The organism is Spiroplasma endosymbiont of Cleonymus obscurus, assembly GCF_964273375.1.
GTDB lineage: Bacteria > Bacillota_I > Bacilli_A > Mycoplasmatales > VBWQ01 > Spiroplasma_E.
On the sequence record NZ_CAXWWA010000002.1, the window covers coordinates 857,613 to 873,034 of the forward strand.

23 protein-coding genes and 2 pseudogenes are annotated in these 15,422 nt (G+C 24.3%); 19 read left to right on the top strand and 6 right to left on the bottom strand.

The features are described 5' to 3' along the window. The first annotated feature begins 93 nt into the window (after positions 1-93). From ACI2WJ_RS05460 to ACI2WJ_RS05500, 9 genes are all read left to right on the top strand, one after another. On the top strand, positions 94-942 hold the full coding sequence (locus ACI2WJ_RS05460; RefSeq protein ID WP_400255072.1) for a rolling circle replication-associated protein: 849 nt from the start codon (positions 94-96) through the stop codon (positions 940-942). A 72-nt stretch (positions 943-1,014) separates the two neighbouring features. After that, positions 1,015-1,350, top strand: coding sequence for a hypothetical protein (locus ACI2WJ_RS05465; RefSeq protein WP_400255073.1), 336 nt, complete (start codon positions 1,015-1,017; stop codon positions 1,348-1,350). Positions 1,351-1,369: 19 nt separating this feature from the next. Further along, positions 1,370-1,684, top strand: coding sequence for a hypothetical protein (locus ACI2WJ_RS05470; RefSeq protein ID WP_400255074.1), 315 nt, complete (start codon positions 1,370-1,372; stop codon positions 1,682-1,684). Positions 1,685-1,892: 208 nt separating this feature from the next. Further along, a complete protein-coding gene (locus ACI2WJ_RS05475) occupies positions 1,893-2,180 on the top strand; it encodes a hypothetical protein (RefSeq protein WP_400255075.1) in 288 nt (95 codons plus the stop codon). Positions 2,181-2,229: 49 nt separating this feature from the next. Beyond that, positions 2,230-2,424, top strand: coding sequence for a hypothetical protein (locus ACI2WJ_RS05480; protein WP_281749008.1), 195 nt, complete (start codon positions 2,230-2,232; stop codon positions 2,422-2,424). 101 nt (positions 2,425-2,525) lie between these two features. Then, positions 2,526-2,927 carry a hypothetical protein gene (locus ACI2WJ_RS05485; RefSeq protein ID WP_400255076.1) on the top strand — a complete coding sequence of 134 codons (402 nt, stop codon included), beginning with the start codon at positions 2,526-2,528 and terminating at the stop codon, positions 2,925-2,927. A 129-nt stretch (positions 2,928-3,056) separates the two neighbouring features. Then, on the top strand, positions 3,057-3,395 hold the full coding sequence (locus tag ACI2WJ_RS05490; protein ID WP_400255077.1) for a hypothetical protein: 339 nt from the start codon (positions 3,057-3,059) through the stop codon (positions 3,393-3,395). A gap of 1 nt (position 3,396) precedes the next feature. Further along, a complete protein-coding gene (locus ACI2WJ_RS05495) occupies positions 3,397-3,522 on the top strand; it encodes a hypothetical protein (protein ID WP_338956654.1) in 126 nt (41 codons plus the stop codon). Continuing rightward, a complete protein-coding gene (locus ACI2WJ_RS05500) occupies positions 3,522-3,710 on the top strand; it encodes a hypothetical protein (RefSeq protein WP_338957715.1) in 189 nt (62 codons plus the stop codon). Before ACI2WJ_RS05495 ends, ACI2WJ_RS05500 begins: the two co-directional genes overlap by 1 nt. A 79-nt stretch (positions 3,711-3,789) precedes the next feature. On the opposite strand, the gene ACI2WJ_RS05505 is transcribed toward ACI2WJ_RS05500, so the two are convergent. Further along, a protein-coding gene (locus ACI2WJ_RS05505) for an IS5 family transposase (protein WP_400254448.1) occupies positions 3,790-4,579 on the bottom strand; the annotation gives its coding sequence in 2 pieces (ribosomal slippage) (positions 3,790-4,317 and positions 4,319-4,579; 789 coding nt in all). 233 nt (positions 4,580-4,812) lie between these two features. On the opposite strand from ACI2WJ_RS05505, the gene ACI2WJ_RS05510 reads away from it, so the two are divergent. From ACI2WJ_RS05510 to ACI2WJ_RS05525, 4 genes are all read left to right on the top strand, one after another. Beyond that, entirely contained in the window at positions 4,813-5,073 is a 261-nt protein-coding gene (locus ACI2WJ_RS05510; RefSeq protein ID WP_338956747.1) for a hypothetical protein, read from the top strand. 12 nt (positions 5,074-5,085) lie between these two features. Further along, complete coding sequence (locus ACI2WJ_RS05515; protein ID WP_400255078.1) at positions 5,086-5,409, top strand: hypothetical protein; 324 nt, start codon at positions 5,086-5,088, stop codon at positions 5,407-5,409. Between the two features lie 207 nt (positions 5,410-5,616). Further along, positions 5,617-5,808 carry a hypothetical protein gene (locus ACI2WJ_RS05520; protein WP_400255079.1) on the top strand — a complete coding sequence of 64 codons (192 nt, stop codon included), beginning with the start codon at positions 5,617-5,619 and terminating at the stop codon, positions 5,806-5,808. Between the two features lie 2 nt (positions 5,809-5,810). Then, the gene (locus tag ACI2WJ_RS05525; RefSeq protein WP_400255080.1) at positions 5,811-6,866 is read left to right on the top strand and encodes a hypothetical protein; all 1,056 of its coding nucleotides are present in this window, start codon (positions 5,811-5,813) and stop codon (positions 6,864-6,866) included. On the opposite strand, the pseudogene ACI2WJ_RS05530 reads toward ACI2WJ_RS05525, so the two are convergent. After that, positions 6,849-7,637 (bottom strand): annotated as a pseudogene (locus ACI2WJ_RS05530) (IS5 family transposase). The gene ACI2WJ_RS05525 and the pseudogene ACI2WJ_RS05530 sit on opposite strands and share 18 nt — an antisense overlap. 105 nt (positions 7,638-7,742) lie before the next feature. Here ACI2WJ_RS05530 and ACI2WJ_RS05535 point away from each other — a divergent pair. Beyond that, a complete protein-coding gene (locus ACI2WJ_RS05535; RefSeq protein ID WP_400255081.1) occupies positions 7,743-8,585 on the top strand; it encodes a hypothetical protein in 843 nt (280 codons plus the stop codon). 6 nt (positions 8,586-8,591) lie between these two features. On the opposite strand, the gene ACI2WJ_RS05540 is transcribed toward ACI2WJ_RS05535, so the two are convergent. From ACI2WJ_RS05540 to ACI2WJ_RS05555, 4 genes are all read right to left on the bottom strand, one after another. Continuing rightward, positions 8,592-8,879 carry a hypothetical protein gene (locus tag ACI2WJ_RS05540; protein ID WP_400255082.1) on the bottom strand — a complete coding sequence of 96 codons (288 nt, stop codon included), beginning with the start codon at positions 8,877-8,879 and terminating at the stop codon, positions 8,592-8,594. Positions 8,880-9,070: 191 nt separating this feature from the next. Then, positions 9,071-9,586: a hypothetical protein gene (locus tag ACI2WJ_RS05545; protein WP_338956858.1), complete on the bottom strand. Its 516-nt coding sequence runs from the start codon at positions 9,584-9,586 to the stop codon at positions 9,071-9,073. A 69-nt stretch (positions 9,587-9,655) separates the two neighbouring features. Then, positions 9,656-9,895, bottom strand: a complete 240-nt coding sequence (locus tag ACI2WJ_RS05550; protein ID WP_400255083.1) for a hypothetical protein — start codon at positions 9,893-9,895, stop codon at positions 9,656-9,658. Between the two features lie 26 nt (positions 9,896-9,921). Continuing rightward, positions 9,922-10,146: a hypothetical protein gene (locus ACI2WJ_RS05555; RefSeq protein WP_400255084.1), complete on the bottom strand. Its 225-nt coding sequence runs from the start codon at positions 10,144-10,146 to the stop codon at positions 9,922-9,924. Positions 10,147-10,428: 282 nt separating this feature from the next. Here ACI2WJ_RS05555 and ACI2WJ_RS05560 point away from each other — a divergent pair, with 282 nt between their 5' ends. The 5 genes and pseudogenes from ACI2WJ_RS05560 to ACI2WJ_RS05580 all read left to right on the top strand — a co-directional run bounded on the left by ACI2WJ_RS05560 (position 10,429) and on the right by ACI2WJ_RS05580 (position 15,329). Further along, positions 10,429-11,787 (top strand): DEAD/DEAH box helicase, encoded by a 1,359-nt coding sequence (locus ACI2WJ_RS05560; RefSeq protein WP_400255085.1) that lies wholly within the window; start codon positions 10,429-10,431, stop codon positions 11,785-11,787. Between the two features lie 19 nt (positions 11,788-11,806). Next, complete coding sequence (locus tag ACI2WJ_RS05565) at positions 11,807-12,706, top strand: deoxyribonuclease IV (protein WP_400255086.1); 900 nt, start codon at positions 11,807-11,809, stop codon at positions 12,704-12,706. After that, complete coding sequence (locus ACI2WJ_RS05570; protein WP_338956847.1) at positions 12,706-13,803, top strand: nicotinate-nucleotide adenylyltransferase; 1,098 nt, start codon at positions 12,706-12,708, stop codon at positions 13,801-13,803. Before ACI2WJ_RS05565 ends, ACI2WJ_RS05570 begins: the two co-directional genes overlap by 1 nt. 131 nt (positions 13,804-13,934) lie before the next feature. Further along, on the top strand, positions 13,935-14,771 hold the full coding sequence (locus ACI2WJ_RS05575) for a DNA-methyltransferase (RefSeq protein ID WP_400255087.1): 837 nt from the start codon (positions 13,935-13,937) through the stop codon (positions 14,769-14,771). A 2-nt stretch (positions 14,772-14,773) separates the two neighbouring features. Next, a pseudogene (locus tag ACI2WJ_RS05580) lies at positions 14,774-15,329 on the top strand (hypothetical protein). Positions 15,330-15,422 lie beyond the last annotated feature (93 nt).

Sequence of the window (15,422 nt, forward strand, 5' to 3'; positions counted from 1 at the left end):
CATTCCAATTTATTAATTATTTTGTTTTTTATGTTATGATTAGTTTGTTATTAAAGTATATAAAATTAGTAATAAATTCTGGGAGTTTTATATATGCAAGAAAATTTTTATATTAAAAAAGTATATTATGGTGCTTATGTTAAAAATATAATTTTACCTATGAGTGCAATATTAAATAATAAGCGTAATGAAGTTGGTATTAAAAATTTAGGTATTAATGATAAGAAGTTACGTAATTCTACTATTCGTACTAAAACAAAATTAATACATAAAGCGTATCATAATTTTTATAATTCAAAGGTTTTAAGTTTTGTAACTTTGACTTATGCTGATAATATGCAAGATGTTAATAAAGCAAAACATGATATTGCTATATTCTTTAAACGTTTAAAGCGTTGATGAAATGACCCTAAGCGTGCTAAATATTTAGGTGAATTAAAATATATGTATGTTTATGAATATCAAAAACGTGGTGCTATTCATTTTCATATATTATTTAATAGAAAAATACATAAAAGTATGTTACCGCAATGATGACCATTTGGTTTTAATGATGTAAGAGTTGTTCAAAAGGGTACTAATGAAAATATAGTTAAGTATTTAAGTAAATATGTAGTAAAGGTTCAAAATGATATAAAATCTCAAAATCAATATGATTTAGGTGTGCGTGCTTATGCTTTTTCTCGTAATTGTTCTAATCCAAAAGTGGTTAAAGGTCAAAAAATAATGTTATATCAACGTTTAATTGATGCTTCTGCTAATGCTTTACATACACAATTTTTTAGGAAAAAAATTGATAATTTAGGTCGTACTATACTTTTTGGTGGTAGTTTTGATACTACTGTTTTTGGTGATAATTTTAAAGATTATGATGAATATGTTTCAATTGATAGTATTAGGTTTAGAAATGCAATTAAACGTGTGCCGAGAATTTTACATTAGTGAAATATTTTGATATAATCTTTTAGTCATTAATAAAATTTATAAAATTTGATGAAGGAAAAATGTACATTTATGAAAATTTGTTCTTATAAATATGAACTTTATAATATAAATAGAAATTATCAATCAAATATTAAAAGTAGGAGTTTTATATGTTCTAATTGTTTTAATAAGCAACTTATAAAAGATAATTTTATTTTTATTGGATATTGTAATAAAAATTCAGCAATTAATAGTCATAGTCTTTGTGGTGATTTAACTGATAATGATGAATTAACTTTTGTTTGTAGTTATAAAAATTGTTTAAAGATTTCACTTAATAATTTAAATGGAAATCCTAAATATAATGTTGTTCAATTAAACAAGAAAGATTTAGAAAGATTTAGAAATTTTATTAAATGAAAATAAAAAGGATTTACATAATTTAATGAAAGAATATTTTTTTTCAATAATTTTAAAACATAATTCTTCTGCTACTTTATTAGCTAGAAAAATGTTAATGCATTTTGCATTTGAATTAGGTTGTATTGAAAAAAATAAAGATTTTGTTTATTACGTTGATTATATTCAAAATGATGGGACATTAAGTAAAAATTGAAATAATAGTTTAGATATAGTTAGAAAACTTGGAAATTATGAAAATCATAAATTAAAAATAGCAACTGATAAAGAATTAGAGACAGTTAAAATTATTATGGAACAGTTAATTAATTCTCATTTTTTACCAAAAATTTATAAATAATTTTTAATTAGTAAATAAAATACTTGTATATATATATATATATATATATAATGGTTAATAGCAAAAATATAAGGTTTTACCCAGAATTTAACTTTATGTTTTTGCCTTTTTTATTGTTTTTTTGTTTTTTTATGTTATATTATAATTAATAATGTCATTACCCACATTATTAATCTGGTATTATACCTAATTCTGGGAGGTTAATAAAATGTATTTTCTTTGTCAATTGACAAAAATTAGAAACAATGAAGTAATTAAAGATGAAAAAAGTGGTAAGTCCAAAAATTATGATGTACTTACTTTTTCGCCGTTTTATGTTACTGATAAAGGTATTAAAATATCAACTGGTGAAAAATCTAAGGATAAATGAGTTTTACATGATAGTGAATTATTTTCTAAACTTTCTAAAATGAATTTAACTCTTGGTTCTTATTATGATGTTGAAATAACATGAGAAGCAAAAATAATTGACATACATAATTTAAAAACTAAATAGTTATTTATTATAGGGTAATTGGTAAATAATTATTTAAAGGATTTAAGTTATGTCAAAAATTAATAATTGTGCTTGTCAACAACATTTTCATTTAGCAATGTATGTATGCAAACTTTGTGACCAAGTAATTTGTCCTAAAAGAGTTTTACAAAATTTATATACTGGGAAATATTATTGTCCAAATTGTATATTAAATATTGCTTTGGTTAAACAAAAAGAACAATTACAACAAAAAGAAAATTAAAAATTAAATAAGGGGCATATATATACTTTTTAGTGTATTTTTGCCCCTTACTCTAATTAGTATAAATATGCTCCTTATTAATAAAGTAAGGAGTTTTATTTATGCCTAATGATTTAGAACAAACTAATAATTATACTTTAACTAAAATTTTAAGAACTGGATTAAGTCCATTAAGTGCTATGGTTGGAGTTAGTGCTTATTATGGTCAATATTTAAAAGACCCAATTTTAGGTTCTATTAATTCTTTGTTATTTAGTAAAAAATTAGGACTTGATATATGGAATATTAATCAAAGACCTACTACTAGAAATAAAGTGATTAATAGTTATAAAAAGATATTTTTAGGACTAGGAACAATTGGTTTAATAAATTATGCTAAGTTTGTTCAGTATGTAGATAAGTCAGTTGTTTTATTAAGAGATGAACCTTGTTTTTGACCACCATGTCCTATACCGAACCCCCAAGACCAACGTATTCACCATTTACAACTGTTAAACCGATAATTGATGTTCCTTTTGTAGATTGAGATACTTATTTATATATCTTTAAATAGTTTTGGTATAGCGAATGTCATTAGTGGTTTAACTGAGTTAATCCCTAATAGATTTCAAAATATAAGAAAGATAGCAAATATGGGTACTGGTGGATGTTTGATTAGTAGTGGTGTTGCTATGGGTATAAACAATAATTTTAATAATTATTTTGCTATTCCTACAATTATTGCCGGAGCAAGTGAGATTATAGATACTTTATTGTTGCCGTTAGGAAATACACATAATAATACAGAATTACAAGAAGTATTTACAGATGAAAGAGCAAGATTAATTAATGGCAGTGTTAATGATTATCAAAGTACAAATGACAGTATGGTTGATGTTGATTTAAATGATGATAGTATGTCAGAGATTAATTTAGATAGAGCAAGTTTAAACTGGGATTATTCTTATGCTTATACACTAGGTGGTGTTTAAAATGAAAAAAGATAAATGAAAAAATATGCCAAGACAAAAGTTACATAAGAAAAAAGCAAAGCGAAATTTTGAACAAAGATTAAGTGAAAATATGAGTTTTGATAATTTTTTAGGAGGTAAAAAATAATGGTTAAATGAATAGTTGTGATATTAGCTGTGCTTGGTACTGCTTGGGCTTTTAAGGGTACTATTAAAAAGATAATTTGAAAATTTAAACATAAAAAGCATAATGTAATTGACCCAGATTGTTGGTATTGTAAAGAACAAAAACGTAAAGAAAGAGCAAGAAAAGAATTAGAGGAGGGAGGTGATTAGAATGCCCGCAGGTTTAACCGCACTATTAAATATGATTGGAGGTATTGGCCAAAAATTATTAGAATCTTTTAGAACCTGTTTAGAATCTTTTTAATAAAACTGAAATAAATGAAAGAACAACCATTTGTAAACTAGTATTTAGTTTTCTTTCACAATTTTTTCATAATCTTCTGTATTTTTCTAATCAAGCAAAGCTTCGTTCTACAATTCATCTTTTTGGTAATACTACAAAAGTATGTAATTCATTGCGTTTTATCACTTCAACATTTGCATTTATGATTGTTTTGATTTCAGAAGCAAATTTTTCACCAGTATAACCAGCATCTACTATTATTTTTTGAACTGCAGAAAGATTTTCTTTTTCATTTTCAATCATTATTATAGCGCTATTACGATCTGTTTTTTCTGCCGTGGTTATGTAAATTGCATGTGGTAAACCTTGAGAATCAACAACAATATGACGTTTTATGCCTGAAATCTTTTTACCAGCATCATAACCTTTATTTTCAGTAGTATCTGTATTTTTAACACTTTGCGAATCAATTATACAAAAACTAGTTTGTTCTTTGCGATTATTGTTGATACGAACTTTTTTAACTAATTTTTTTTAAAATTAATTGCAATACACTAGGTTCTTTACCATTATTTTTACTTCAAATTTGAAAATAATAATATACAGTTTGTCATTTTGGAAAATTTTTTGGTAACATTCTTCATTGACAACCACTTTTTAATACATATAAAATTGCACAAAATATTTCATATAAATCTAAACTTCTTGGTTTTGTTTTCTTTTTACTATTTTCTAAAATTGATTTTATGTTTTCAAATTGTTCTTTGGTGACATGACTTGGATAATTTTTATGCATATATACCTCTTATTTTAAAATATATAATCATTTTACAATATTTTCGAAAAGATTCTAAACAGGTTCTTAGTTATGTATTTGATTGAGTATTTGCTGGTGACTCAATTATGACAAATTGACCAGTTTTAATTCCAATATTTATGATGGTCTTAGTATTTATTAAAGAATTCATAGGACATATTATTCGTGGATTTAGATAGAAAAAATTAAAGTTATTTTAGGAGGTAATAGTTATGATTAAATTATTTTTTGCAATAATTTTTGTTTTTCCTTTATTAGGTAAACTTTTACCTTCTTTAAATAATATTGTGCAAAATATTTTGCAAAGTTATATTACTGATTTTTCCGGTTTACATAATTTATCTTTGGTTATTAAAAGTTTTATTTTTGGTGATAGTTCACAACAAATAGTTTCTATGCCAGCACCATTGTTAGCAATTATTTTAGTACTTTTTACTTTTTCATTAATTTTAAAATTATTAAAAATAATATAGGAGTAGTTTATTATGGGTGTTGCTTTTATTTCAAAAATTTTAGAATTATTTGCACAAATCTTTATGAAATTTTGAAATTTGCCAATGGCAGATTTAGGTTTTAATTTAGGAACTTTTGTTGTTTTTATTCTTTTAATAAAGTTTGCTATGTCAGTTTTTTTAAATATTGATATTCAGCCAGTTTCTACATCGGGTACTGTAAAGCAAAGTTATAAAAATGTTAAGGGTAGTTCAAAATTTGTTGGAAAGCAAATTGCTAAACAACATGAAAGAAAACGTTTAAGAAATAAGGCTAAGGGTGTTGAAAATAAAAGAGGGAAGTTTGTAGGTAATTAGTTATGAGTGATTTTGTGAATAGTATATTGCATTTGATTTTTATATTTTCTAGTAAAGATATTCAAATATTTAAATCAACCAAATATTACTGATGAAGTTTATATTTTGTTTAATTTGACTTTTTGATTAGTATTAGGTGTATTTTTTAATTTTCTTTATCGTAGTATTAAATTTATTTTTAGGTCATTGTTTGGGTAGGTGTTAAGGATGAGTGTTTTAGAAATTTACAATAAAATACATCAGTGTATAGTTGATTATTGAACTATGTTTATAGGTAGTCCAGTTGATGATTTTACTACTATTTTATGAAATTTAGTAGTTTATGGAACTCAGTTTTTTATTGGATTTATTATATTTTATGGTTCATGGTGAATTTTAAAATGTTTATTTGGTAAATAATTATGTGATTTAAGTTTGCTAAATTATTTTTTGTTGTAAATAGCACTGTTCAAGCACCCACTAGTTTAATTGTTTCTAATGCACCTAGTGAAAGTAATTACACTATAACTAGCGATATGGTTAAACCCGTTAAATATAATGATTTTAATGATTGAGCAACTATTCCTTGAAATTCTGCTTATTTTGATGTTGGTCAACCAGATTTAAAATTAGTTTCTGCTATTGTTCATAAAACTACTGTTACTTCTTATTCAATTCAATTTCATTCTGATGTTGTAGGTAATTTTGATAGGCGAGTTAGTGATTTGTCCACAGATTATAGATTTACAGAACAAGACTTAGACCAGTTATCTCTTATTTTATTTAATCATAATTATATACAAACTGGTAAGTTTAATGAGTTAGTTTTTTGGAATTATAATGTTTCTAATAATTTAAGTTTTAAGTTGACTTTTGAAATTACAAAACCTTTGAGTTTTTATATACAAGGTTTTATGTTTTATATTTCTGCTGAATATTTTAGTTATTTTTCATCTATTTATACATTTTCGTTTTTAGATTATGAGGGTAATATTCGTTATAATTTTAAAGGTGTATTAAATGATAAAGATAGTGTTTATAATTTAGGAAAATATAATTTTGTTACTATGCCGGTTCGTGTTCCTAATTTAAAACATTTAACGATTAATTTTGATTTATCTTCATTAACTAATCGTGACGGTTTGCATGTTAAATTTGGTCAAATGAATATTTTTTCTTCCAAAGATATTGTTCCAGTGCCACCAAATAGTCCTTTTAACCCTGAGTATGAACGTGTTAGTTGATATGATGTTTTTGGTCATTTACGTAATGCTTTTAGATGATTACTTTATGGCGTTGTTGGTAAAGTTTTACCAGTTGAACCATTAAGACAATTTCTTTTTACAACAGATAGTTTGTTACGACATATTTTTTCAGATACTATTAGTACTGCTTTAAATGTTGATATTGTTAGTGGAATAGAAAATATTATACCTTTATGATTATTTGTTAGAACCTGTTTAAAATCTTTTCAATAAAATTGAAATAAAGGCAAGAACAACCATTTGTAAGCTAGTATTTAATTTTTTTTCACAATTTTTCATAATCTTCTGCATTTTTCTAATCATGCAAAACTTCGTTCTACAACTCATCTTTTTGGTAATACTACAAAAGAATGTAATTCATTACGTTTTATAACTTCAACATTTGCATTTATAATTGTTTTAATTTTAGAAGCAAATTTTTCACCAGTATAACCAGCATCTACTAGTATTTTTTGAACTGCAGAAAGATTCTCTTTTTCATTTTCAAACATTATTATAGCACTGTTACGATCTGTTTTTTCTGCTGTGGTTATGTAAATTGCATGTGGTAAACCTTGAGAATCAACAGCAATATGACGCTTTATTCCTGAAATCTTTTTACCAGCATCATAACCTTTGTTTTTAGTAGTATCTGTATTTTTAACACTTTGTGAATCAATTATACAAAAACTAGTTTGTTCTTTTCTACCATTATTTATACGAAATGCCATGACTAATTTTTTTTAAAACTAATTGTAATACACTAGGTTCTTTACCATTATTTTTACTTCAAACTTGAAAATAATAATATACAATTTGTCATTTTGGAAAATCTTTTGGTAACATTCTTCATTGACAACCACTTTTTAATACATATAAAACTGCACAAAATACTTCATATAAATCTAAGCTTCTTGGTTTAGTTCTCTTTTTAGTATTTTCTAAAATTGATTTTATATTTTCAAATTGCTCTTTGCTAACATTACTAGGATAATTTTTACGCATATATACCTCTTATCTTAAAATATATAATCATTTTACCCTATTTCTCTAAAAGATTTTAAACAGGTTCTTAGAGCAATTAGTTTAATTATAGGTTAGGAGTTTATTATGCCTTGATATGGTTATGTGTTATTAGTTATAGGTTTGATTATAATTATTTATCCAATTCTTATAACTATTCGTAATGTTAAAATTTTAAAACGAGTTGGTAGTTATATTATTTCAGCACCTCCAAGAACTGGTAAGTCTGCTCTTGCTTGTTGTTTAGCACAAACTCATAAGAAAAGAGTAGTTAGTCCTTTCCCTATTAAGTTAAAGACTGGTTATTCTTATTTGGTTAATTATAATGATGTTTTTACTTTTAATCAGTTAGCAAGTAATTATGCTTTTGAGGAACAAGATTTAATAATTTTAGATGAATTAGCATTAAAAATAAATTCTAATGATTTAGGAGTACAGTTTAAAAATCAACAAGAAAGTTTAGGACAATTTTGTAAGTTAATAGGTCATATGTTTAATGGTACTATGTATTTGATTGAACAACACCCTAATAGAATACCAGTACAAGCAAGAGAAAAAGTAGAATATGTTGTTCAAGTTAAGCGTATGCGTTTTTTTGGTTTTATTGTTATATTTAATCTTAATTTATATACTAATATTGACGATTATAATAAAGTAGTGTTTTCACGTCGTAGAACAAAGAAAATGATTAAAAGAGGTATTATGCCTCCAAGTTATAGTGGTGAAGCAATGGCTATGACTTTATTTTTTCCTAGACACTGGTTAAAAAGGTATAATTCACGTGCTTTACATTATGTGCATGAACTTAAAAGTGAATTGTCACCTAAGAAATACCTTAAAGAAGCAAGTAGTATTGATATGACTTATAGTGATATTAAATCTGCTGGTTTGGATAAATTAGATAATATTTTAAAGAAAAAAGATAAATAAAAATAGTTATAGTCGCAGTGAACCTACTGCGACTATAATTTGGGTGAGCCACGTAGTGGCGAGGGACGTAGTCCCTATATACTTGTTAATATTATTTTTTAATCTCTTTTCAATATTTTGAATTTTTATATCAATTTCATGATATCAAGTGGTATCTAAAACATTGCAAAGTGGTTCTTGTACTCAAGCATGGTACATTTTTCTTTCTTCAAATCCTTCTGGAAGTTTTATTTCTTCTTTAATTTCAGCAATTAATTTATATATACTTTTTATTTTTTTAACTTTACTATACATATCTTTTAATCTTCCTTTCAAAAAAATAAAAAACCCATATACTTTAAAAAAAAAAATAATGAGTTGAAAACTTAAATTAAGTTTAAAGAATTATATCATAATATCTAGAATATTTGGTGTTAAATTTTTATACATATTTTTAAAAGATAAAAAATAGTTATAAATAAATAAAACTACTCAGTTGAGTAGTTTTATTTATCTTCTTCAATTTTTACTGTCATTTCTTGATCATCAAAAACAAATTTAACTTTTTTATCATCTTTTTTATTAACAGCATCACTGGGTTTATCATTTTTTTTATTTTCAAATAAAGGTTTTGGTTTTTTCTTTAATTCTTTTTCATTTTTTAAATAATATTTTTGAACTATATCAAAAAGTTCATTATTTAAACTACCATCTTTATATCTCTTTTTAAATTTATAAAAATACTTATAACGCTTATCTAAAATTATTGATTTAATTTCATTAAAGAGTATAAAAGCATTTCTACTTGAAAATTTATAATTATTTTTACCTATTTTTACTAAATTATCACTTATAATATTGTTTATTTTAAACTTAAATCTTTTTCTTTTAAAAAGAAAAATAACTAAAATAAAAATAAAAGTTATTATTAATAATAATATTGATAATCCTATGATTATTCAGTCCTTTATTGAAAAATCTGATCAATTAACTAAAAACATTATATTTAAATTATTTTGCATATAAATAACCCCCTAAATTTTCTTAATATATAAATTTGCGTCATTTTATAAACAAGTTCTTCTTATCTTTTATTTTGGATAAATTACATTTAAAATTACACTTCCAATAACTAAAGGGTCATCATAAGTCATTTCAACTGTTAAAGTAGTTGGTTTAATGTTCATATTATTATATTTTAAATTACCTAAAATAATTTTTTCTTTTATTAAATTTGATTGTGGATTACTTTCAATTAGTCTCTCTTTAATAACCTCCTTTACAGTTTCTGGACTTGTCATTTTCAATTTGTCTTCAGTTTTTAATTGCAAATTTGTTTTGCTTTTTAAAATTACTGCTAAAATTCGTTTATTATCACTAATTGATGATTGTTTAGAGATCGAACCATTTGATTTTTTTTATTTTTTTCTTCCTCTTCTTCTTTTTCTCCTTCTGTTTCAGCAATAGCTGTCATACCACCAGCAATGGTGGCTCCAATTAAAGCTGCAGAGCCGATAAGACCAGCAATAATTTTTGTTGATTTCTTCTTCTTTTTCTTTTCTTCTTCATCTTCTTCTGACATAAATTACAAACCTCTTTTCTAAGTCCTTAAATTTTTTCTAAGTTAATTTTACATGATTAAAAATAATCTATTGACATTTTACTTTTATTAGATTAGAAATTTAGATAAACAATTAGTTGTATAAATTACTGATGTATTTTTTTATTTTTTGAAAATTAATAATCTTAAACATTAAAATAGTAATTATTATTAATTTTAATAAAGTTTTTTATCTTATTTTTTAAAGAACTTAGTAAAAATAAGATAAAATATTAATATTGCATTAAAGAAAAAGGTGAACGTATGTCATTTCAACAATTTAATTTACAACCATGACTAATTGAAAATTTAAAAAAAGAAAAACTAATTAATCCAACACCAGTCCAAACCGAAATCATTCCTTTAGCATTAACTAATAAAAACTTAATTATTAAAAGTACTACTGGTAGTGGTAAAACTCATACTTATTTAATTCCAATTTTAAATAATTGTAATGTTACTTTAAAAGTAACACAAGCAGTTATTATTACACCTACTCGTGAACTTGCTCAACAAACGTTCAATTTTTTAAAAGCTTTAATCAAAGATCAAAATATTAGCATTGCTTGTTTAGTGGGTGGCAAAGATATTATTCGTCAAAGTAATAATTTAAGTAATAATCAACCACAAATTGTAATTGGCACTCCAACTAGATTAAAACGTTTATATGAACTTAATATGTTAGCAATTACTACTACTAACACTTTAGTTATTGATGAATGTGATATGTTATTTGATATGGGATTCATGGAAGATTTAGATTTTTTAATTACTAAAATGAATAAAAATACTCAAATTATGACTTTTTCAGCAACAATATTACCCCAACTAGTTACTTGATTAAAAAAATATATTACTAATGCTACTACAATTAGTATTGATAACAAATCTCAAAAAATTCAACATATTTTTATTAATCGTCATCATCAAGATAGTAAAAAACAACTACAATCATTATTAACAATGTTTGATCCTTATTTATGTTTAATTTTTGTTAATAACAAAGAAAATATTGAAGAAATTGCAAACGTCTTAATTGAAGAAAATAAAAAAGTAGCAATCTTACATGGTGGATTACCAGCACGAGAACGTTCTCAAACTTTTAAACGTATTAAAAATTTTGAATATCAATATGTTGTTTGTTCAGATATCGCAGCACGTGGTATTGATATTGAAGGGGTATCTCATGTTATCTCTTTACAATTACCGACAAATAATCTAGAATATTATTTTCATCGAGCAGGGCGAACAGGACGAGCTAACTATTCAGGTATTTCTTATGTATTTTATGATAAGAGTGATAATTCTACTATTCATAAGTTAAAAAATTTAAACGTTCCAATAGAATACTATAAAATTAAAGATAATAAGTTACTACCAGAAATTACTAATGACAACATCATTGCTCATAAACGAAAAATAGAAAGAAATAAAGAAGAGCAATATGTTATTAATCGCTTTAAAAAAAATAAAAATGTAACTCCTGGTTATAAGAAAAAATTTAATAAAGATTTAGAAGCAATAAAAAAAGAAACAAGAAAACAACACATTAAAGCATCAATTAAGAAAATTAAAAAAACACAAGCAATTGCAAGAAGAAAAAAAATTTTTGATGAAAATTAATAATGGAAGAGGAAGCAAGATGGAAAATGACAAATTAATTATTGGATCTCATGTTTCAATGAAAGCACCAAAATATTTATTAGGTGCTCTTGAAGAAGCTCTAAGTTATAATGCAAATACGTTTATGTTTTATACAGGTGCTCCACAAAATACAATTCGTAAACCAACCAAAGCATTATTTATTAAAGAATTTACAGAAAAACTAATTGAAAAAAATATTAATATTAATAATCTTATTGTTCATGCTCCTTATATTATTAATCTGGCTAATAGTATTAATAAAAGTACTTATCAATTAGCAGTAGATTTCTTACGACAAGAAATAATTCGCTGTCAAGATATTGGCATTAAAACTTTGGTTTTACATCCAGGTAGCGCTGTTGGTGCTTTACCACAAACTGCTTTAGATCAAATTGTTAAAGGACTAAATGCAGCATGTTTAGAAAAACAAACTGTAAAAATTGCTTTGGAAACAATGTCAGGAAAAGGTAGTGAAGTAGGAACTATTTTTGAACAACTTCAATATATTATTAATAATGTAAAAAGACCCGAACTAATTGGTGTTTGTTGAGATACTTGTCACTTATCTGATGCTGGTTATGATCTTAATAATAATTTAGAACAAGTAATACAACAATTTGATCAACTTATTGGATTAGATAAATTATTAGTTATTCATGTTAATGATTCTAAAAACCCAATCAATGCTCATAAAGATCGTCATGCTAACTTAGGAATGGGTTACCTTGGTTTTCAAACTTTAATTAACATTATTTATCATCCATTGTTGCTTACTAAAATAAAAATTTTAGAAACGCCATGAATTAATGGACATCCACCTTATTTACATGAAATTAAAATGATAAGAACAAAAAAATATAATAAAGAAATTTTAGAATCATTAGGAACTAGCAAATAATGAAAAGAATTGGCATTTTTGGTGGAACTTTTGATCCATTTCATAATCAACATTTAAACATTGCAAATACAGCTTATCATAAACTTTCACTTGATGAAGTTTGAATTTTACCAACAAAACAAAATCCGTTAAAAGACAGTGTCAGTGCCAGCGATCAACAAAGAGTCGATATGATTAATTTAGTTATTAAAAACTATTCTTGAATAAAATTAAATGATTATGAACTAACAAGTAAACAACCTAGTTATACTATTAATACTATTAACTACTTTATTGAAAACTATCCAAATCACAAATTCTTTTTTATTATCGGTTCTGATAATTTATATACCTTAAATAAATGACAAGGAATTGAACAGTTAATTAATTTAGTTAAAATTATTGTTGTTAATCGCCCTCATTATCGTAAAACATTAGAACTAATGTCAAAATACAAGTGTCAAAATTTAGTAGTTCGACCAAGTAGTGATATTAGCTCTGCCAAAATTAGAAATGGTGAAATTATTAATCAAATTGATATAAAAATTAATAATTATATTAACAATAATTTAATATATAGTTATGAGCGTTTAAAAGCAAATTTGGATAACAATAGAACTGAACATTGTATTAATGTTGGTAAAATGGCTGTTAAATTAGCAATCCATTATAACGAAGATGCTAATAAAGCCCTAATTGCAGGAACTTATCATGACCTTTGCAAACAATGAAGTAAAAATAAAATGACTAAATTTTTAACAAAATATAATAAAGAAATTTTACAAGAACCATTTCCAATTTGACATGGTTATGTAGCAGCATTGTATTTAAAAAATCATTATCAGTACCATGATGATTTAGTTCTTCATGCAATTGCTAAACATACTACTGGTGCAACTGAAATGAAACCTTTAGAATTAATAGTATTATTAGCAGATAAAATATCAATTGAACGTAACCATTATTATGTTGAAGAATTAAGAAAACTTGCCTTCCAAGATTTAACTGTTGCTTTTAAATACTATCTAGAAATTTTAAAAAAGCATTTACTAGAACAAAAAAAACCATTAAATAATAAGTTTTTAACAATATATGAAACGTGAAGTAATAAAAATTAACAAATAGTATCTACAGTAAAATACTTATTTATTAATTATTTAATATATAATATTAAAGAAAAGGAAAGTATAATAAACTAAATAGTATTGTAATAATATAAACAAATAATTGTAACTAAGGAGTACTAATAATGAGTTTAGTGAGTAAAGAATTAGAAACCAAAAATGGAAAAACAATTAAACTTAAAATAGATAATTCAAATTCAAATCAAGTTAAAAAAATAAATCTTATTTTTGGAGATAGTTTTGTTGAAATGAAAAAAATGAAAAATGAATTAGTTGATTTTATATTTATCGATCCACCTTATTTTTTATCAAATAATGGTTATAGTGTTAACGCTGGCAAAAGAACATCTGTTAATAAAGGTGAATGAGATAAAAGTAAAGGTTTTCTTGAAAATTATAAATTTCATCAAAAATGAATTAAAGAATGCAAAAGAATTTTAAAACCAAATGGAACTTTAATAATTACTGGAACTTATCATTCTATTTATATTTGTGGTTTTATTTTACAAGAACTAAATTTTCACATTCTTAATGACATAGTTTGATACAAACCTAATTGTACACCTAATATTGGTTGTAGAAATTTTACTGCTAGTCATGAAACATTAATATGAGCAAAAAAAGATAGTAATTCTAAACATGTTTTTAATTACAAAGATATGAAATATTCTAAATGAGAAGAAGATAATTTTAAGAATGAAGATAAGCAAATGCAAAGTGTTTGAGCAATAACCACCCCTAAACCATTTGAAAAAATTTATGGTAAACATCCTTCACAAAAACCATTAGATCTTTTAAAAAGAATTATAATTGCTTGTACTAATGAAAATGATATTGTCTTAGATCCGTTTATGGGCAGTGGCACAACTGGTCTTGCATGTAAAATACACAATAGAAATTTCATAGGAATTGAAAATAATATTGAATATTTTAATCTAGCAAAAAAAAAGATTGGATGATAATAATGGTTAAAAATGGAATCGGTGGTGCAAATACAAAAACTGGTCTCGCTTTTGAAGGAGAAAAAGAGTTATATTCATTTTTTAAAAAACAGGAAAATTATGAAATTAAAAATATGATTGGAATTCACAATTTAAAAAGAAATGATGCATTTGAATTGTTTTATATGGGAGAACATGTTGCTAATATTTTCAAAAAACATGCAATCTATGTTTATTTAGAAAAACACCACAATTTAAACTGAAATTACTTTTTATCAAAAAAAATTACTAGCAGATGACAGTATTTTTGTATATAAGAATAATACTTTTTTCATTATTGAAATTAAAACACAAAATGTTGCTGGAAGTGTTGATGAAAAACTACAAACTTGTGATTTTAAAAGAAAACAATGACAAAAACTTTTATCAATATTAAATTGCAAAATTGAATACTGATATTTATTAAGTGATTGATTTAAAAAACCAGAATATAAAGATACTTTAAATTATATAATAGATAGTAATTGTCGTTATTTTTTTAATTATATTCCATTAAAAGAATTGGGTTTACCACTATAACAAATAAAAATAAATTATTAATAAGGAGATCAAATATTATGTCCAAAAAAAATAAAACAAAAATTACTGCTTCGCCGACAAAAGAAAAAACAA